Annotated in this window: 14 protein-coding genes and 1 rRNA gene; 8 read left to right on the top strand and 7 right to left on the bottom strand. The window is 70.6% G+C overall.

The annotated features are described in order from the left end of the window. The first annotated feature begins 168 nt into the window (after positions 1 to 168). Positions 169 to 285 (top strand): 5S ribosomal RNA (rrf, locus tag ACZ7M2_RS07470). A gap of 107 nt (positions 286 to 392) precedes the next feature. On the opposite strand, the gene ACZ7M2_RS07465 is transcribed toward rrf, so the two are convergent. From ACZ7M2_RS07465 to ACZ7M2_RS07445, 5 genes are read right to left on the bottom strand one after another with little or no spacing between them, the layout of a single operon-like run. Continuing rightward, positions 393 to 1,703, bottom strand: coding sequence for a DUF58 domain-containing protein (locus ACZ7M2_RS07465; RefSeq protein WP_471594491.1), 1,311 nt, complete (start codon positions 1,701 to 1,703; stop codon positions 393 to 395). Then, complete coding sequence (locus ACZ7M2_RS07460) at positions 1,703 to 2,692, bottom strand: AAA family ATPase (protein WP_403695829.1); 990 nt, start codon at positions 2,690 to 2,692, stop codon at positions 1,703 to 1,705. Before ACZ7M2_RS07460 ends, ACZ7M2_RS07465 begins: the two co-directional genes overlap by 1 nt. After that, complete coding sequence (locus tag ACZ7M2_RS07455) at positions 2,692 to 3,882, bottom strand: DUF4350 domain-containing protein (protein WP_471594490.1); 1,191 nt, start codon at positions 3,880 to 3,882, stop codon at positions 2,692 to 2,694. Before ACZ7M2_RS07455 ends, ACZ7M2_RS07460 begins: the two co-directional genes overlap by 1 nt. Continuing rightward, entirely contained in the window at positions 3,879 to 4,625 is a 747-nt protein-coding gene (locus ACZ7M2_RS07450) for a DUF4129 domain-containing protein (RefSeq protein ID WP_471594489.1), read from the bottom strand. The genes ACZ7M2_RS07455 and ACZ7M2_RS07450 overlap by 4 nt, the downstream gene beginning before the upstream one ends. Before the next feature lie 4 nt (positions 4,626 to 4,629). Further along, complete coding sequence (locus ACZ7M2_RS07445; RefSeq protein WP_471594488.1) at positions 4,630 to 5,988, bottom strand: DUF7847 domain-containing protein; 1,359 nt, start codon at positions 5,986 to 5,988, stop codon at positions 4,630 to 4,632. 140 nt (positions 5,989 to 6,128) lie between these two features. On the opposite strand from ACZ7M2_RS07445, the gene mtnA reads away from it, so the two are divergent. The 7 genes from mtnA (at position 6,129) to ACZ7M2_RS07410 (ending at position 15,012) form a co-directional block, all read left to right on the top strand. Further along, the gene (mtnA, locus tag ACZ7M2_RS07440; RefSeq protein ID WP_471594543.1) at positions 6,129 to 7,274 is read left to right on the top strand and encodes an S-methyl-5-thioribose-1-phosphate isomerase; all 1,146 of its coding nucleotides are present in this window, start codon (positions 6,129 to 6,131) and stop codon (positions 7,272 to 7,274) included. 8 nt (positions 7,275 to 7,282) lie between these two features. Next, positions 7,283 to 7,972 carry a two-component system response regulator MtrA gene (mtrA, locus tag ACZ7M2_RS07435; RefSeq protein WP_015659998.1) on the top strand — a complete coding sequence of 230 codons (690 nt, stop codon included), beginning with the start codon at positions 7,283 to 7,285 and terminating at the stop codon, positions 7,970 to 7,972. Position 7,973: 1 nt separating this feature from the next. After that, the gene (mtrB, locus tag ACZ7M2_RS07430) at positions 7,974 to 10,082 is read left to right on the top strand and encodes an MtrAB system histidine kinase MtrB (protein ID WP_471594487.1); all 2,109 of its coding nucleotides are present in this window, start codon (positions 7,974 to 7,976) and stop codon (positions 10,080 to 10,082) included. Further along, complete coding sequence (locus ACZ7M2_RS07425) at positions 10,072 to 11,907, top strand: LpqB family beta-propeller domain-containing protein (protein WP_471594486.1); 1,836 nt, start codon at positions 10,072 to 10,074, stop codon at positions 11,905 to 11,907. The genes mtrB and ACZ7M2_RS07425 overlap by 11 nt, the downstream gene beginning before the upstream one ends. Positions 11,908 to 12,147: 240 nt before the next feature. Further along, positions 12,148 to 13,053 (top strand): ComF family protein, encoded by a 906-nt coding sequence (locus ACZ7M2_RS07420; protein WP_471594485.1) that lies wholly within the window; start codon positions 12,148 to 12,150, stop codon positions 13,051 to 13,053. A gap of 313 nt (positions 13,054 to 13,366) precedes the next feature. Beyond that, complete coding sequence (gene hpf, locus ACZ7M2_RS07415) at positions 13,367 to 14,059, top strand: ribosome hibernation-promoting factor, HPF/YfiA family (RefSeq protein WP_471594484.1); 693 nt, start codon at positions 13,367 to 13,369, stop codon at positions 14,057 to 14,059. 206 nt (positions 14,060 to 14,265) lie between these two features. Then, a complete protein-coding gene (locus ACZ7M2_RS07410; RefSeq protein ID WP_067380003.1) occupies positions 14,266 to 15,012 on the top strand; it encodes a response regulator in 747 nt (248 codons plus the stop codon). Positions 15,013 to 15,069: 57 nt separating this feature from the next. On the opposite strand, the gene ACZ7M2_RS07405 is transcribed toward ACZ7M2_RS07410, so the two are convergent. Together ACZ7M2_RS07405 and ACZ7M2_RS07400 are read right to left on the bottom strand one after the other, a co-directional pair. Continuing rightward, entirely contained in the window at positions 15,070 to 16,245 is a 1,176-nt protein-coding gene (locus tag ACZ7M2_RS07405) for a winged helix-turn-helix domain-containing protein (RefSeq protein WP_352048951.1), read from the bottom strand. Between the two features lie 699 nt (positions 16,246 to 16,944). Further along, on the bottom strand, positions 16,945 to 17,523 hold the full coding sequence (locus ACZ7M2_RS07400) for a GNAT family N-acetyltransferase (RefSeq protein ID WP_471594483.1): 579 nt from the start codon (positions 17,521 to 17,523) through the stop codon (positions 16,945 to 16,947). Between the last annotated feature and the right edge of the window lie 149 nt (positions 17,524 to 17,672).

Here is a 17,672-nt window from a genome sequence, read left to right as displayed (position 1 = left end):
GGTTGATAGGCCGGATCTGGAAGGCGGGTAACCGCTGGAGGTGACCGGTACTAATAGGCCGAGGGCTTGTCCTCAGTTGCTCGCGTCCACTGTGTTGGTTCTGAAACCACGAACAACCCCATTCCCAGGGCCACTGGGTGTGGTGCGGTAGTTACAGTTTCATAGTGTTTCGGTGGTCATAGCGTGAGGGAAACGCCCGGTTACATTCCGAACCCGGAAGCTAAGCCTCACAGCGCCGATGGTACTGCAGGGGGGACCCTGTGGGAGAGTAGGACGCCGCCGAACTAATTGTAGGGAGAACCCCCGTACCGGGAAATCGGTACGGGGGTTTTCTGCGTTCGGGATCATTTTTTGGGGCCTCTCGCGTCGAGAAGCCCCCTTTTTGTGCCTGCTTAGAGCCGTCCCGCCGCCTTGAGCGCCAGATAGGCATCCGCAAGGGCCGGCGCCAGGTTGTCCGGAACCTCGTCGACGACGGTTACTCCATGGCGTTGGAGTTGTTCGGCCGTGCGATGGCGTTCTGTCTGGGCCTGGGCCGCGGCTGCCGCTTCGTACACCGCCTCGGTGCTTCCTCGAGCCGTAGCCATGTGCGCGATATGTGGGTCGGCCACTGAGGCCACGAGGACTGTGTGGCGGTGGGTGAGACCGGAGAGTACAGGGAGCAGGCCCTCTTCGATGGGGGCCGCGTCGAGGCTGGTCAGCAACACGATCAGGGAGCGGCGAGGGGCCGTACGGAGGGCCGTGGCGGTGAGGCCGCGGGCGTCCGTTTCGACGAGCTCCGGCTCCAGGGTCGCCATCGCGTTGACCAGGGAAGGGAGGACGTCGCCGGCCGAGCGGCCCTGGACCAGGGCGCGTACTCGGCGGTCGTAGGCGAGGAGGTCCACGCGGTCACCGGCCCGGGAGGCCAGGGCTGCCAGGAGGAGTGCCGCGTCCATGGAGGCGTCGAGACGCGGGGCGTCGCCCACGCGACCGGCGGAGGTTCGGCCCGTGTCGAGGACCAGGAGGATGTGGCGGTCGCGCTCAGGACGCCAGGTGCGTACGGCGACCGTGGTCCGGCGGGCCGTGGCGCGCCAGTCGATGGAACGGGTGTCGTCGCCGGGGACGTACTCGCGCAGGCTGTCGAATTCCGTGCCCTCGCCGCGGATCAGGACGCTGGTTCGGCCGTCGAGTTCGCGCAGGCGGGCCAGTTTGGAGGGCAGGTGCTTGCGGCTGGTGAAGGGTGGCAGGACTCGTACGGTCCAGGGCACCTGGTGGCTGCCTTGGCGGGAGAAGAGACCGAGGGGGCCGTACGAGCGGATGGTGACGCGGTCTGCCTGGCGGTCACCTCGGCGGGTGGGGCGCAGGCGGGTCGTCAGGCGTCGGCGCTCGCCGGCCGGGACCGTCAGGCGGTGGCGGGAGGCGGCCACCTCGGTGCCCGGCTCCCAGCTGCTGGGAGGCCAGGCGTCACGGAGGCGGGCGCGCAGGAGGCGGCCGGAGGGATTGGTGACGGTCAGGGTGACATCGGCGGTCTCGCCGAGGCGTACGGAAGTGTCGCCGGAGCGGGCCAGGCCGAGGCGGCGTACGGGTGCGGCCAGGGCGGCGTCGCAGGCGCAGGCCAGGGCCAGGGGAGCGTTCACGGCGAGGATGCCCGTCCAACTCGGCTCCCAGATGCCGACGGGGAGTGTGCCGAGGGCCGCCAGCAGGGCGGCGCGTCCGGTGAGTGCCATCAGCGGGGGACGGGGACGTGGGCGAGGATCGCGTTGATGACCGAGTCGGCCGTCACGCCCTCCATCTCGGCCTCGGGGCGGAGCTGGATGCGGTGGCGGAGGGTGGGCAGGGCCAGGGCCTTCACGTCGTCGGGGATGACGTAGTCGCGGCCGGTCAGCCAGGCCCAGGCACGGGCGGTGGCGAGGAGGGCGGTCGCGCCGCGCGGGGAGACGCCGAGGGTGAGGGACGGCGATTCGCGGGTGGCGCGGCAGATGTCGACGACGTAGCCGGTGATTTCAGGGGAGACCGATGTCTTGGCCACGGCGGCGCGGGCGGCTTCCAGGTCGGCCGGGCCCGCCACGGGGCGTACACCGGCGGCGCGCAGGTCGCGCGGGTTGAAGCCCTCGGCGTGGCGGGTCAGGACGTCGATCTCGTCCTGACGGGACGGCAGAGGGATCGTCAGTTTCAGTAGGAAGCGGTCCAGTTGGGCTTCGGGCAGAGGATACGTTCCCTCGTACTCGACCGGGTTCTGGGTCGCGGCGACCAGGAAGGGTTCCGGGAGCGGGCGGGGGGTGCCGTCGACCGTGACTTGGCGCTCCTCCATTGCTTCGAGGAGGGACGACTGGGTCTTGGGCGGGGTGCGGTTGATCTCGTCGGCCAGCAGGAGGTTCGTGAAGACCGGGCCGGGCTGGAAGGAGAACTCGGCGGTGCGGGCGTCGTAGACGAGTGAGCCGGTGATGTCGCTCGGCATCAGGTCGGGTGTGAACTGGACGCGCTTGGTGTCGAGTTCGAGCGCGGATGCGAGTGCGCGGACGAGCAACGTTTTGGCGACTCCGGGGACTCCTTCTAGTAGAACGTGTCCGCGGCAGAGGAGGGCGACGACGAGGCCGGTCACGGCGGGGTCCTGGCCGACCACGGCTTTGGCGATCTCGGCGCGCAGGGCTTCCAGGGAGGAGCGGGCGGTGCCCGGATCCCCGGTGTACCCGGCGTTGTCAGTGGTCGGGGCCATCATGAACGGCGTACCTCTCTTTCGAGGGCGTCGAGTTGGTCGGCGAGGGAGATGAGGGCCGCGTCGTCGCTGGGCGGCGGGCCGAAGAGGAGGGTGTGCAGGGCCTGTCCGTCGCCGTTGAGGCGGGCGGACATGGCGGGGAGCAGTGCCTCGGGCGCGTGCGCCTGGGCGGGGGACACGCCGATGAGGGGGGCGAGTCGGGTGCGGGTGGTGGAGCGCAGAGCGGCGGCCGCGCGGTCGCGGGCGTTGGCCTTGCGGTAGAGGCGGGCGCGGCCTTCGACGGTTTCGGAGGCGCGGATCGCGACGGGGAGGCGTTCGGGTACGAGGGGGCCGAGTCGGCGTGCCCGCCACAGGGCGGCCAGGCCTGCCGCGATGAAGAGCTGAAGGGTGCCCCAGAGCCAGCCCGAGGGGAGCAGGTCGAGGAAGGTCTTTTTGCCCGCGTCGGTGGCCGAGGTGTCGGAGAGGGAGGGGAGGTACCAGACCAAGTGGGGGCGGGAACCGAGCAGTTGGAGGGAGAGCGAGGCGTTGCCCTGCTTTTCGAGACGGTTGTTGTAGAGGATGTCGGGGGCGCCGATGACGACGGTGTCGCCGTTCCCGGTGGCCGCCGGGATGCGCAGCAGGGTGGGCAGGCCGTCGCTGGGGTAGCAGACATCGGCGCCGGGGACGCTGGTGCTGTAGCGGATGCCGCCGGTGTCGGCGCTGCCCGCGCGGCGGGCGGCGGGCAGGTCGCAGCTGGGGGAGAGCGTCGAGTCGAAGCTGATCGCGGGATCGGCGGTGACTCCGGGGGCGAGGGTGCCGAGGGAGGGCGAGTCGGGGGCGATCAGGATCGTGCGGCCGCCGGAGTTCTTGGTCGCCGCGCGGAGGCCGGCCTGCTGATGGTCGGTCAGCAGGTCCGGGGCGGCGACGAGGAGGGAGGTGTCGGCGTCGGCCGCGGCGCGGGCCTCGTCCAGGGTGGTGACCACGCGAGTGGAGACCCCGCGGTCGCCGAGGAGTTCGGCGGTGGCGCGACTGCCGTAGGGGTCGGCGGAGCGTGGGTCGAGGCGGCCGTGCTGGGCGCCGGAGCGGATTGCGGCGATCGCGACGGCGGCCGCCAGCAGGATCACGACGGCGAGGACGATGCCTCGGGTGCGGGTCCACACCTGGCGGGCGGTGGGCGAGGCCGAGGTGGACGTGAGGGTGGCCTCGGTCATGAGGCGGCCCCCTGGCGGCTGTTGTGGTCCGTGCTCTGGGCGCTGCTGGCGAGTACGGGTTTGGTGCGCTCGAGGTCGCGGTCGAGTTCGGTGAGGCGGTGGTACGTGTCGGAGCCCGCGGACCGGCCGCCGTATGTGACCTCGTCGAAGTCCCGGGCGGCGGCGCGCAGTCGGTCCGTGTGGGAGGGCAGTGTGCGGCCCGCTTCGGCGGCGGCCTCGTCCGCGGTGCGGCCGGGGCGTGGGTCGAGCAGGGCGCGCTCCTCGAGGGAGCGCACGACGGCGCGCATGCGTTCCTGGACGGCTTGGTTCCAGTGGCCCTGGGCGGCGTGCGCTTCGGCGGCCGCGCGGTGTTCGGCGGCGCTGCGGGGGCGGTCGTCGAAGAGTGCGGCGGAGGAGGTGGGGGTGCGGTGCGGGGTGCCGAGGCGCCACCAGAGGGCGGCCACGACCGCCAGCACCGCCACCACGATGACGACAAGTCCGAGCGTGCCGCCGGGAGCCGCCGTGGAGGCGGCGCTGAACAGCTTGTCGACCCAGTCCCAGAAGGCGTTCAGAGCGCGTTGCACCGGGCTCGGGTCGTTCTCGTGGTACATCCGTTTGGACAGTTCGCGCTTGGCCGCCTCCCGCGCGGGGTCGCGCGGGATCGTCACCGGTGGTTCGTCGTCGCGCGGCAGCGCGAGTACGGCCGTGGCGCCGATGTGCGGCAGTGCCAGTACCGCTGTGAGAACTCCCCCCGCCGGACTCACCGCATCAGCTCCCCGCAGTGGTGCCGGGGGTGCTGGAGCCGTAGTCCTGGACACCGGCGGCACGTGCCAGGTCGAGGTCGAGGGCCTCGCGGCGGATGCGCTGGTCGATGTAGAGGAGCACGGTGACGCCTGCGGCGATCGGGAAGGTGATCATGGAGCCGATCACCGAACCGATTCCGCTGACGATGAGGAACGTCCAGCCGGAGCTGCCGCCGCTGCCAAGGAAACCGGCGACGCCGTCGCCACTCAGGGCGGAGGCGATGAGCGCGAAGGGGATCACGATGATCGACGCCACGATGTTGGCGATGATCGTGGCGAGCAGCTGGATGCCGAAGACCCGCCACCAGGAGCCGCGGACGAGCTTCGCGGAGCGGCTCATCGACTTCAGGACGCCTTGCTTCTCCAGCATCAGGGCGGGCGAGGCGAGCGAGAAGCGGATCATCAGCCAGAGGGCGACGACGCCCGCGCCGAGTCCGCCGAGGACCGCGAGTGCGGCGCCCGCGCTGCTCGAGCCGGCGACGGCGACGAGCAGGCCGGGAAGAGTGCCGACGGTGATGATCGCGACGGCGATGAGCGGCAGCAGGAAGGTCAGGGCGAACAGCTTCGGCAGCCGGGGTCTGGCGTCGCGCCAGGCCTCGGCGGTGGTCACCGACTTGCCGAGCACCGCGCGGCTGGTCACGGAGGTGAGCAGGGCCGTGGCGACGATGGTGCCGAGCAGGCCGATGAGCACGACGACGCCGGAGCTCAGCAGGGTGTCGCCCAGGGCGCGGCTCAACTCCCCGGCGGTGGCGCTCGGGTCGTTGAGGACGTCCGTGCTCGCGCTGTCGTCCAGAACCAGGCCCTGGAGCAGGATGATCGGGATCTGTGTGACGACGGCGACGGTGAGCGAGATGCCCAGGACGGTGCGCCAGTAGGTCCGCATCGTGGAGACCGCGCCGTCGAGGATCTCGCCGACGCCGAGCGGGCGCAGGGGGATCACGCCGGGCTTGGCGGCGGGCGGCGGGCCGCCCCAGTTGCCGCCCCAGCCACCGGGACCTCCTGGGCCTCCGTAGCCACGGCCGGGGCCTCCCCAGCCGCCGTAGCCGCCGCCCTGGCCTCCGTGGCCGCCCGCGCCAGGGGGCTGCTGGCCGCCCCAGCCGGGGCCGGGGGGCGCTGGCGGCGGGGCCTGGGGGCCCTGTGGGCTGGGAGCGGACCACTGGCCGGGCGGGGGCTGCTCCTTGGACCACTTCGAGGGCGGCTCCGGCTGGTTCGCGCCACCTTGGTCCGCGGGCTGCTCCGGGGGCTCGGGGGCGCCGGAGTTGTCCGGCTCCTGCCCGTCGGAGGGGGCAGATCCGGGCGAGGCCCAGCCCGGAGTGTCTTTCATCGTCGCTCCTTCACGGTGCCCGTCCGCGTTCGCGGCGGCAGGTTGGCAGCCATCGTGCCACGGTGTGCCCGGCATGGGACCGGCCCCCGTATGGGGTGGACACCTTCAATTGTCCGCCTGCTACGGGGCAGACTGGGCGGATGGCTGATCAGTACGCGCAATTCCGCGAGGACGACGGGCTACTGGAGATACCGGCGATCCGCTGGGACGAGCCGCCCGAAGGGCCGGTGCTGGTCCTTCTCGACCAGACACGGTTGCCGGCCGAGGAAGTCGAGTTGGTGTGTACGGACGCTCCCGCGCTGGTGGAGGCGATCCGCACGCTGGCCGTGCGAGGGGCGCCGTTGCTGGGTATCGCCGGGGCGTACGGAGTCGCGCTCGCCGCCGTGCGCGGCTTCGACGTGGACGATGCCGCCCGGGCGCTGGCGGGCGCCCGGCCCACCGCGGTGAACCTCGCTGTCGGTGTGCGCCGGGCGCAGACGGCGTATCGTGCCGCGCTCTCCGGCGGCGGTGATCAGCGGCAGGCTGCCGGGGCGGCGCTCGAAGCGGCGCGGGCGTTGCACCGGGAGGACGCCGCGGCCAGTGCTCGGATGGCCGAGCACGGGTTGGCGCTGCTCGACGAGCTGTTGCCGGGTGGCGGGCACCGGATTCTGACGCATTGCAACACCGGGGCGCTGGTGTCCGGCGGGGAGGGCACGGCCTTCGCGGTGGCCCTCGCGGCGCATCGGGCGGGGCAGCTGCGGAGGCTGTGGGTGGACGAAACGCGTCCGTTGCTGCAAGGTGCTCGCCTGACGGCTTACGAGGCGGCACGCAACGGAATGGCGTACACCTTGCTCACGGACAACGCGGCAGGATCACTGTTCGCGGCGGGGGAGGTGGACGCGGTGCTCATCGGGGCCGATCGGATCGCTGCCGACGGTTCGGTGGCGAACAAGGTGGGGAGCTATCCGCTCGCGGTGCTGGCCCGGTATCACCATGTGCCTTTCATCGTGGTGGCGCCGGTGACGACGGTGGACCCGGACACCCCGGACGGAGCATCCATCGAGGTCGAGCAGCGTCCCGGTCATGAAGTGACCGAGGTCACAGCACCCCAGGTGCCTGTGGCGGGAGTGGAAGCGGGAGGCGGGATACCGGTGGCACCCCTGGGGACCCAGGCGTACAACCCGGCATTCGATGTGACGCCCCCCGAGTTGGTGACGGCGATCGTGACTGAAGAGGGCGCTGTGTCGCCCGTGACAGCAGAGGCACTCGCTGAGCTGTGTGACAGGTCACGCCAGGTAACGATTTAGTTAATGGGATGATGTCGTTTATGAAGGGACGAGTCCTTGTCGTCGATGACGACACCGCACTGGCCGAGATGCTCGGCATTGTGTTGCGTGGTGAAGGTTTTGAGCCGTCTTTCGTAGCTGACGGCGACAAGGCGCTGGCCGCTTTCCGTGAGACCAAGCCCGATCTGGTGCTCCTGGACCTGATGCTTCCCGGCCGGGACGGTATCGAGGTGTGCCGCCTGATCAGGGCGGAATCCGGGGTGCCGATCGTGATGCTCACCGCGAAGAGCGACACCGTCGATGTCGTGGTCGGCCTCGAGTCCGGCGCCGACGACTACATCGTGAAGCCGTTCAAGCCAAAGGAGCTGGTGGCGCGGATCAGGGCGCGGCTGCGTCGTTCCGAGGAACCGGCGCCCGAGCAGCTGGCCATCGGCGATCTTGTGATCGATGTGGCCGGTCACTCTGTGAAGCGGGACGGGCAGTCGATCGCCCTGACGCCGCTGGAGTTCGATCTGCTCGTGGCACTGGCCCGCAAGCCGTGGCAGGTGTTCACGCGCGAGGTGCTCCTCGAGCAGGTGTGGGGCTACCGACACGCGGCGGACACCCGACTGGTCAACGTCCACGTCCAGCGGCTGCGCTCCAAGGTCGAGAAGGACCCGGAGCGGCCGGAGATCGTGGTGACCGTCCGTGGTGTCGGTTACAAGGCCGGACCGAGCTGACATGTCCCGGGACAGTGCCGCTTCGGCGCCCGGCGAGTCGGGGGTCCGTTCGGGGCGGCCTGTCGGCCGGAAGGTGACGGGCTCCCGCTGGGGACGTTTCTTGGAGGGCGGGCTGCTGCAGGGCGGAGTCCAGGGCAGCCCGGTCCTTCGGTTGTTCATGCGCTGGGTGCGCCGTCCGTTGCTGCCCGTGATGCGGCTGTGGCGGCGCAACATCCAGCTCAAGATCGTCGTCACGACGCTGCTGATGTCGCTGGGTGTCGTGCTGCTGCTCGGCTTCGTGGTCATCGGGCAGGTGCGCAACGGTCTGCTGGACGCCAAGGTCAAGGCCTCGCAGAGTCAGGCCACGGGTGGCTTCTCGGTGGCCAAGCAGAAGGCGGACGCGGCTGCCACGGCCAATGGCGACGACGGTTCGGGTGCGGACGGCCGTCCGTCCAAGAACGTCAGCCAGTGGATGAACGACCTCGTCGTCTCCCTTTCCAGCGGTGGCCAGGGTGCCTTCGACGTGGTGACGCTCAGCTCCACCGTGGCCGGCAACGGCGGTGCCGGGCGCGGTCCGCGTTCCTCGGGTGACGTCGATCCGACAGTGAGCATCCCGGAGGACCTGCGCGCCCGCGTCGACAGCAACACGATGGCGGCGCAGAGCTACACCAGGGTCGTGTACAAGGACGGCACGGAGTCGCAGGCCGCGCTGGTCATCGGCAAGCAGGTCCTCGACCCCAACGGAGACGCGTACCAGCTCTACTACCTCTTCCCGCTGACGCAGGAGGAGAAGTCGCTGAGCCTGGTCAAGGGGACGCTCGCGACGGCCGGACTGTTCGTCGTGGTGCTTCTGGGGGCCATCGCCTGGCTCGTGGTGCGCCAGGTCGTCACTCCGGTGCGGATGGCGGCCGGGATCGCCGAGCGGCTCTCCGCCGGGCGCCTGCAGGAACGGATGAAGGTCACCGGCGAGGACGACATCGCGCGGCTCGGCGAGGCTTTCAACAAGATGGCACAGAACCTTCAGCTGAAGATCCAGCAGCTGGAGGACCTGTCGCGGATGCAGCGACGGTTCGTGTCCGACGTGTCGCACGAGCTGCGTACGCCGCTCACGACCGTCCGGATGGCGGCCGACGTCATCCATGACGCGCGCGTGGACTTCGATCCGGTGACCGCTCGGTCGGCCGAGCTGCTCGCCGATCAGCTGGACCGGTTCGAGACGCTGCTCGCGGACCTGCTGGAGATCAGCCGGTTCGACGCGGGTGCGGCGGCGCTGGAGGCCGAGGCGATAGACCTCCGGGAAGTCGTACGACGTGTCGTCAGCGGCGCCGAGCCGCTCGCCGAGCGCAAGGGCTCGCAGATACGTGTCGTCGGCGACCAGCAGCCGGTGGTCGCCGAGGCGGATGCCCGGCGGGTGGAGCGGGTGCTGCGCAATCTCGTCGTCAACGCCGTGGAGCACGGCGACGGCAAGGAAGTGGTGGTCAAGCTCGCCACAGCGGGCGGGGCGGTCGCCATCGCGGTGCGTGACTACGGCGTCGGCCTCAAGCCCGGAGAGGCGACCCGGGTCTTCAGCCGCTTCTGGCGTGCCGACCCGGCACGCGCGCGGACCACCGGCGGTACGGGGCTCGGGCTGTCCATCGCCCTGGAGGACGCCCGGTTGCACGGCGGCTGGCTGCAGGCGTGGGGTGAGCCGGGCGGCGGTTCGCAGTTCCGGCTGACGCTGCCGCGTACCGCGGACGAGCCGCTGCGGGGGTCTCCGATACCTCTGGAGCCCATGGACTCGCGGCGTAATCGTGGACTTAATGACGCGGGACTGCCCTCCGGCGGCGGCGACAAGCTCGCCACGGTGCCGATGCAGGCCGCGGGTGGAAAGGCGGCACCGCCCATGCAGCGGACGTCCGTGGTGCCGCGACTGGCCGGGGCGTCGCCCACGGCCGATCCGACGGCGCTGCCGGGCAACGGCGCGCGTGTGGTGCCGAGGCCCTCCGGGGCGGTGCGGCGGCCGGACGACATGCCCGCCGCGGGTGGGGAGCGGAGCGTGCAGGAGCGTGGCCGGGACGGCGGCGGGCCTGAAGAACTCGGACAAGCAGAGCCCGAGGAACTCGGGCAAGGGGAGGCATTTCGTGGTCGCTGACCGCGAGGGGAGCGGCCGTCGGCGTCCCGCGCGCGTGGGGGTGTACATCGGCTGTGGCGCACTGCTGCTGACCGGGTGCGCCTCGATGCCGGACAGCGGGGATCTGCGCGGGGTCGAGTCCACGCCGAGGCAGGACTCGCAGGTCCGCGTCTTCGCGCTGCCGCCCCGCGAGGACGCCCCGCCGGCGGAGATCGTGCAGGGCTTCCTGGAGGCACTGACCAGTGACGACGCGCAGTACGAGACGGCGCGCAAATATCTGACGGCGGGCGCCCGCAGAACGTGGGATCCGTACCGTTCCACGACCGTCCTCGCGGACGGGCCCAACCCCGAGTCGGAGCACATGGGCACCAGGGAGGGCGACGACTCGTACACGCTCTCCGGCAGCAAGGTCGCCACGGTGGACGAGCAGCACGCGTACGCGCCGGACGCCGGTTCGTACCGGACGACGGTGCACCTCACGCTGCAGAAGGACACCAAGCAGTGGCGCATCGACGCGCTGCCGCAGGGCGTGGTGATGGGCAACTCCGACTTCCAGCGCAACTACGTGTCCGTCAACAAGTACTACTTCGCCTCGAATGTGCCCTCTGGGTCGGGCGGACCGCTGGGGACCGTCGCCGATCCCGTCTATGTGCGGGACAAGGTGGACCCGATGACGGAGATGGTCCGGTCGCTCCTGAAGGGGCCCACACGCTGGCTGGATCCGGTGGTGACGTCGAGCTTCCCGTCCGACACGGAGCTGAAGAAGGGCGTCACGTCGCTGTCGCCCGACGACCGCAACAGGGTGACGGTCCCCCTGAGCAAGAAGGCCGACCGGGTCGGAGAGACCCAGTGCAACAAGATGGCCACCCAACTCCTCTTCACGCTCCAGGACCTGACGCCCACGGGTGTCGACGAGGTGGAGCTGCAGCGGTCGAACGGTTCGCAGTTGTGCGTGGTCACCGAGAGCCAGGCGGAGACCGTCGCTTCGCACGGCACGGCCAAGCACCCTGAGTACGAGTACTTCATTGACGCCAAGCAGCGGCTCGTACGACTGCCCAGCGGCAACAGTGACAAGCAGCCCGAGCCGGTACCCGGTGCGCTGGGAGTGGGCGACAAGAAGCTGCGGTCGGCCGCGGTGTCCCGGAACGAGGACAGCGCGGCCGGCGTGTCGGCCGACGGGAGTTCGCTGTACGTCGGATCGCTGGTGTCGGGCGCCTCGCTGGGGGACGCGGTGCTGCACAGTCAGGGGACGAAGGCGGACGACCGGCTGACGACGCCCAGTTGGGACGGACAGGGCGACCTGTGGGTGGCCGACCGCGATCCGAAGAACCCGCGGCTGCTCCTGCTGGAGAAGGGCGCGGGTACTCCGCTGGCGGTCACCGCGCCGGGTATCGACGGGCGTGTCCAGGCGGTGCGGGTGGCCGCCGACGGGGTGCGGATCGCACTGATCGTGCAGAAGGACGGCAAGAGCTCGCTGCAGATCGGGCGCATCCAGCGTGACACCAAGACCGGCGGACGGCCTCTCATCTCGATCCTCGAGCTGCGCTCCGTGGCGCCGCAGCTGGAGGAGGTCACCGCCATGTCGTGGGCCGGGGACAGCCGGCTCGTCGTCGTCGGGCGCGAGTCCGGCGGGGTGCAGCAGATGCGCTACGTCCAGGTCGACGGCTCCACTCCGGTGGGCGCCGCACCCTCCGCGCTGACGGGGGTGAAGGAGGTCGCCGCGTCCGAGGACGAACGGCTGCCGCTGGTGGCGCACTCGGAGGAGGACGGGATCGTGCGGCTGTCCTCCGGGGAGCAGTGGCAGAAGATCGTCAAGGACGGCACGGCACCGGTTTATCCCGGGTAGCGACCTCTTTCTTCCGATTTCTTCCGGGTACGGACTTGCCGGGCCTCCCCTTTCGGGCAGGCCCGGCTGCCGTATGGGGTGGATCCGGCCGTTGCAGGGGGCGGACCTGGCCGTCGTACGGGGTGGACTTGGCCGCCATTGCGGGCCGGGTCCCCCGGACGGGTGATGGGCGTGGAGTTGTCCACAGGCGGTTGTCCACAGGGGTGGCCGGTCGGCCCGCGCGTTGGCACAGTGGTGGGCATGCGGGGGTGGTGGCAGGACCTCACCGATCTGGTGCTGCCGGCCGAGTGCGGAGGCTGCGGAAGGTCTCGCACGGTGCTCTGCCCGGAGTGCCGTGCCGCCCTGAGCGGGGCCGCACCGCGCCGGGTGCGACCGGATCCGGAGCCGCCCGGGCTGCCGGTCGTGCACGCGGCGGCCCCATACGAGGACGAGGTGCGCGCGACGCTCCTCGCCCACAAGGAACGGGGGGCGCTGACACTTGCGAGACCTTTGGGGACGGCCCTGGCGGGGGCTGTACGGGCAGGGCTGCGGCACCTGTGTCTCCCGGTCCCGGAGGGGCTGTCCACGGCCCGGGACGGGCACCTGAGGGGCGGCAACAGGCAACTGCGGCCCGGGGGTGGTCAGGGGCGTGTGCCGCTTTCCGGCACAGGTTCTCTGCTGCTTGTTCCCCTGCCGTCCTCGCGGCAGGCGGTGCGGGCGCGCGGCCATGATCCGGCGCGGCGGATCGCGCTCGCGGCGGCGGGGGAGCTGCGGCGCACGGGGACACCGGCCCGGGTGCTGGCCGTGCTGCGGCAGCGGCGCGCCGTGGCCGACCAGGCGGGGCTCGACTCGCGGCAGCGACTGGACAATCTCGCGGGCGCCCTGGAGGTGGCGGCCGGAGGTGCCCGGCTGTTGGCGAGCGGGGGCAGGGTCGTCCTCGTGGACGACCTGATGACGACGGGTGCCTCGATGAGGGAGGCGGCCCGTGCCGTACGGGCGGCGGTGGCGGGGGAAGCAACGGGGGAACGGATGACGGAGGCAACGACAGTGGTTACCGACCGGGCACAAGGAGCCCAGCGAATGGCGGGTATGAGCGGAGTCGACGACATGATCTGCGCGGCTGTGGTCGCGGCCCCGCCGGACTCTTTCGAAATAAACCGGAACTGACCGGGAACTTCCATCGTTGCAGGTAATGACCAGGTCAATTCACCTGAACGGAGGTACGCCGCAGTAGAGGGTGACGACATCCGTCCAGGCGAGATATGTTCGGTTGTGAGGCAATGGCGCAGGCCGTACCTCGCCCATCCGAATGTTGTGCTGCGGGTTTCTGAATCACCCGCAGCGATGGGGTGTAGATCTTGCCCATGGGGGAGGAGGAGGTGAAAGTCACCAAGTCCGAGGTTCCGGCACTCACCGGGGCCTGGTGCAAAAGGGAGACGCTCCGCCAGTGCAGCGGAGCAATCCGGGAACGGAGTTCTGCGTGGACATCGTCGTCAAGGGCCGCAAGACCGAGGTGCCCGAGCGGTTCCGCAAGCACGTGGCCGAGAAGCTGAAGCTGGAGAAGATCCAGAAGCTCGATGGCAAGGTGATCAGCCTCGACGTGGAGGTGTCCAAGGAGCCCAACCCCCGGCAGGCCGACCGTTGCGACCGAGTGGAGATCACGCTCCACTCCCGCGGTCCGGTGATCCGGGCGGAGGCGGCGGCAAGTGACCCGTATGCGGCACTCGACCTGGCGGCGGACAAACTCGAAGCCCGTCTGCGCAAGCAGCACGACAAGCGCTACACCCGCCGCGGCAACGGACGGCTCTCGGCCGCGGAGGTCGCCGACCACGTCCCCGGCGCCGCGACGCTCAACGGGAACGGGACCGTCGTCCACGAGGACGAAGCGGACAGCGTGCCGACGAAGAAGATCGGCTCCCTCGAGGTCATGGGCGAAGGCCCCCTCATCGTTCGCGAGAAGACCCACGTGGCCGCCCCGATGACGCTCGACCAGGCGCTCTACGAGATGGAGCTGGTCGGGCACGACTTCTATCTCTTCGTCGACTCCGAGACGAAGGAACCCAGTGTCGTCTACCGGCGGCACGCATACGACTACGGCGTCATTCACCTCAGCACGGACCCCATGGTCACCCAGGCCGGACCGGACGCGCCGGGCGGTGCGCTCGGCGGCTGACCCGCCCCGATGACGGCTGAGCCGGTGCCCCTGGAGCGCGCGTGCGCCCCCAGGGGCACCGGTGTGCGACCACTTCGCGACCCGCTCTGTCACCGCACTGTCGTCCGGGCATGGAATCATGGCCGAACCGGCCCCAACCGGTGGGTCGTTGCCTCGGATTGGCGATGGCACAAGAACGCAGGCCACGGCCTTCAGGGGGAGGAACGATGGCGGACAGTTTCGGACCGATGCGTGACGGGGATGCCGACGGCGGCGTCGTCGGCATGGGCCCGGACGCGGGCTCTCCACGCAAGGAGCCCATTCGGGTCCTCGTCGTGGACGACCATGCCCTCTTCCGCCGCGGCCTGGAGATCGTGCTCGCGGCCGAGGAGGACATCCAGGTCGTCGGCGAGGCGGGTGACGGGGCGGAGGCGGTCGACAAGGCGGCCGACCTGCTCCCCGACATCGTGCTGATGGACGTACGAATGCCGAAGCGGGGCGGCATCGAGGCGTGCACCTCCATCAAGGAGGTCGCTCCGAGCGCGAAGATCATCATGCTGACGATCAGCGACGAGGAAGCCGATCTCTACGACGCGATCAAGGCGGGCGCTACCGGTTATCTCCTCAAGGAGATCTCCACGGACGAGGTGGCCACGGCCATTCGCGCGGTGGCGGACGGGCAGTCGCAGATCAGCCCGTCGATGGCGTCGAAACTTCTCACCGAGTTCAAGTCGATGATTCAGCGGACGGACGAGCGCCGGCTCGTGCCCGCGCCGCGGCTCACGGATCGCGAGCTGGAGGTTCTCAAGCTCGTCGCGACCGGGATGAACAACCGGGACATCGCCAAGGAGTTGTTCATCTCCGAGAACACCGTGAAGAACCATGTGCGCAACATCCTGGAGAAGTTGCAACTGCACTCCAGGATGGAGGCGGTGGTCTACGCGATGCGGGAGAAGATCCTCGAGATCCGGTGAGTCTGCGTTGCGTCTGCGTAAGGCTGGTCGGGTCGGTCGGCCGAGTTGCCGGTCGGGTCAGGCCAGTGCGCGGGTGAGTTCCTTTGCGAGGGGCTCGCGGAGGTCCGGGGCGTCCACCCGTTCCACCCGTACGTTTGTGCAGTCCACCCAGCTCGCTGCCTCCAGGAGGGCCTGGGCCACGGCAGGGACCGCCTTGGCGCCGTCCAGCGTGACCTGTTTGGCGACCAGGGTGCGGCCCTCGCGGGCGGGGTCCACGCGGCCGACGAGCCGGCCCCCGGCGAGGACCGGCATCGCGAAGTAGCCGTACACCCGCTTCGGCTTGGGCGTGTACGCCTCCAGACGGTGGGTGAAGCCGAAGATCCGCTCCGTGCGGGCCCGCTCCCAGACGAGTGAGTCGAACGGGGACAGCAGCGTCGTACGGTGGCGGCCGCGCGGCGGTGTCTCCAGGGCCGCCGGGTCCGCCCACGCGGGCTTGCCCCAGCCCTCCACCGTCACCGGGACCAGGCCCGAGTCCGCGATCACCGCGTCGACCTGCTCGCCCTTGAGACGGTGATAGTCGGCGATGTCCGCGCGCGTGCCGACGCCCAGGGACTTGCCGGCCAGGCCGACCAGACGGCGCAGGCACTCCGTGTCGTCCAGCTCGTCATGGAGCAGGGCCTCGGGGACGGCGCGCTCGGCGAGGTCGTACACGCGCTTCCAGCCGCGGCGCTCCGTGCACACCACCTCGCCGTACATCAGCGCGCGCTCCACGGCCACCTTGGTGCCCGACCAGTCCCACCACTCGCTGGTCTTCTTCGCGCCGCCCAACTCCGTGGCCGTGAGGGGGCCTTCTGTACGGAGCTGCTTGATGACCTGGTCGTAGGTGCCGTCAGGCAGGTCGTGGTTCCAGTGCGGGCGGGAGCGGTAGGCGCGGCGGCGGAAGGCGAAGTGGGGCCATTCCTCCACGGGGAGGATGCAGGCGGCGTGGGACCAGTACTCGAAGGCGTGGGTGTCGGTCCAGTAGGCCTGGTCGACGGTTGTGCGGCCTACCGCGCCCAGGCGGGCGTACGGGATGAGTTCGTGGGAGCGGGCCAGGACGGAGATCGTGTCGAGCTGGACCGCGCCGAGGTGTCGCAGGATTCCGCGGACGCCGGCCCTGCGGTCGGGGGCGCCCAGGAAGCCCTGGGCCCGTAGGGCGATGCGGCGGGCTTCTTCGGCGGAGAGGTCGGTGGTGGGACGCGGGAGGCTCGTCATGTTCCACACGGTAGGCGGTGCCACTGACAGTGGACTCGCCCCCGCCGCCCCTACCCGTCCCATCCCAGGGGCTCCGCCCCAGCCCCGCCAGGGGCTCCGCCCCTGAACCCCCGGCGGGGCTGCACCCCTGCACGCATGGCGGGGCTCCGGCCCTGGACCCCCGGCGGGGGCTCCGGTCCTGGACCCCGGTGGGGCTGCGCCCCTGCACCCATGGCGGGGCTCCGGACCTGGACCCTGGTGGGGCTCTGCCCCAGCCCCCGCCAGGGGCTCCGCCCCCGGACCCCTGGCAGGGCTCCGCCCCTGAACCCTGGCAACGCTGCGCCCCCGGCCCCCCGGCGGGTGCCCCTGCACCCTGGCGGGGCTCCGCCCTCGGACCCCCGGCGGGGCTGTACCCCGGACCCCCGGCACGGTTGCACCCCGGCCCCCCAGCGGGGCTCCGCCCCCGGACCCCGGCCGGGCTCCCCCCTACTTCCCTCGAACCCCCCGTGGGGCTTTGCCTCCGGGCACCCGCAGGGGCTGTGGCTGTGGTGGGGCTGTCGCCCCAGCGCACTGCGGGGTTTCGCTCTGTCGCGGACGGGCTGCGTCACAGCCCTGCCCCCGCAGGGCTGTGCCCTGCATCCTCCCGGGGCGGCAGCCGCAGGTCTCTGGGGAGCCGGTGTCGGGCGGCCTGGATGAGGTGGGTGTGTGGTGGAGGGGGGTTTACGGGGTGGAGGGCGGGGCGGGCAAGTACGGGGCCGTTGAGGCCAGGCCCAGGTCCGAGGGGAGCAGGGAGCCGATCCAGCAGTCGCGGCGTACGCCCTTGTTGTTGAGGGCGGAGCGGAGGGTGCCTTCCAGGGTGAAGCCGGCGCGTTCGGCGACCGCGCGGGAACCCTTGTTGCCGACCTCGGCGCGCCATTCCAGGCGGTCGACGCCGAGGCTCGTGAAGGCCCAGCGGGCAGCGGTGAGGGTGGCCTCGGTGATGTAGCCGTTGCCGCGGTGCTCCTTGGCCGCCCAGAAGCCGACCTCGCCGACACCCAGGGAACGCATGCTGATGGAGAGCATGCCCGCGAGGTCCCCCGACAGGAGGAAGGCGCCGAAGGTGAACATGGAGCCGTCCGCCCAGCCGTCCGGCACCATCTGATCCGTGAAGCCCGTCGCGTGCTCGCGGAGATAGGGCGAGGGGATCGTGGTCCAGCGCTGGATATCGGGGTCCTGGACGGCTTCGTACACCGAGTCGGTGTCGTGCGAGTCCACGGCGCGCAGGAGCAGCCGGTCGGTGGTCAGCGTGACGGGGTCCATCGGCCGATTCTGCTAGGGCCACCGAAAGGGCGCCATTCCTTTGCGGCGAGTGACGGTTCGGTTACTTTTCGCAGCGCGGGCACGGCACCTTCCGCCACCCCTGTCCGTTGTCCTAGTGGCTGTCACTGGCAGACCTCCCGGCGCGGTGG

The sequence above is a fragment of the Streptomyces sp. NPDC111507 genome, from assembly GCF_055638955.1.
The sequence above is the reverse complement of the archived record's forward strand: the minus strand, read 5'-3'. Positions and strand labels throughout refer to the sequence as shown.

Excerpts from the sequence above, each read along its gene's own strand:
- ACZ7M2_RS07445 (WP_471594488.1), bottom strand. The coding sequence starts at position 5,988 with ATGAAAGACACTCCGGGCTGGGCCTCGCCCGGATCTGCCCCCTCCGAC.
- mtrA (WP_015659998.1), top strand. The coding sequence starts at position 7,283 with ATGATGTCGTTTATGAAGGGACGAGTCCTTGTCGTCGATGACGACACC.
- ACZ7M2_RS07410 (WP_067380003.1), top strand. The coding sequence starts at position 14,266 with ATGGCGGACAGTTTCGGACCGATGCGTGACGGGGATGCCGACGGCGGC.
- ACZ7M2_RS07405 (WP_352048951.1), bottom strand. The coding sequence starts at position 16,245 with ATGACGAGCCTCCCGCGTCCCACCACCGACCTCTCCGCCGAAGAAGCC.
- mtrB (WP_471594487.1), top strand. The coding sequence starts at position 7,974 with ATGTCCCGGGACAGTGCCGCTTCGGCGCCCGGCGAGTCGGGGGTCCGT.
- ACZ7M2_RS07400 (WP_471594483.1), bottom strand. The coding sequence starts at position 17,523 with ATGGACCCCGTCACGCTGACCACCGACCGGCTGCTCCTGCGCGCCGTG.
- mtnA (WP_471594543.1), top strand. The coding sequence starts at position 6,129 with ATGGCTGATCAGTACGCGCAATTCCGCGAGGACGACGGGCTACTGGAG.
- ACZ7M2_RS07455 (WP_471594490.1), bottom strand. The coding sequence starts at position 3,882 with ATGACCGAGGCCACCCTCACGTCCACCTCGGCCTCGCCCACCGCCCGC.
- ACZ7M2_RS07460 (WP_403695829.1), bottom strand. The coding sequence starts at position 2,692 with ATGGCCCCGACCACTGACAACGCCGGGTACACCGGGGATCCGGGCACC.
- ACZ7M2_RS07420 (WP_471594485.1), top strand. The coding sequence starts at position 12,148 with ATGCGGGGGTGGTGGCAGGACCTCACCGATCTGGTGCTGCCGGCCGAG.
- ACZ7M2_RS07465 (WP_471594491.1), bottom strand. The coding sequence starts at position 1,703 with ATGGCACTCACCGGACGCGCCGCCCTGCTGGCGGCCCTCGGCACACTC.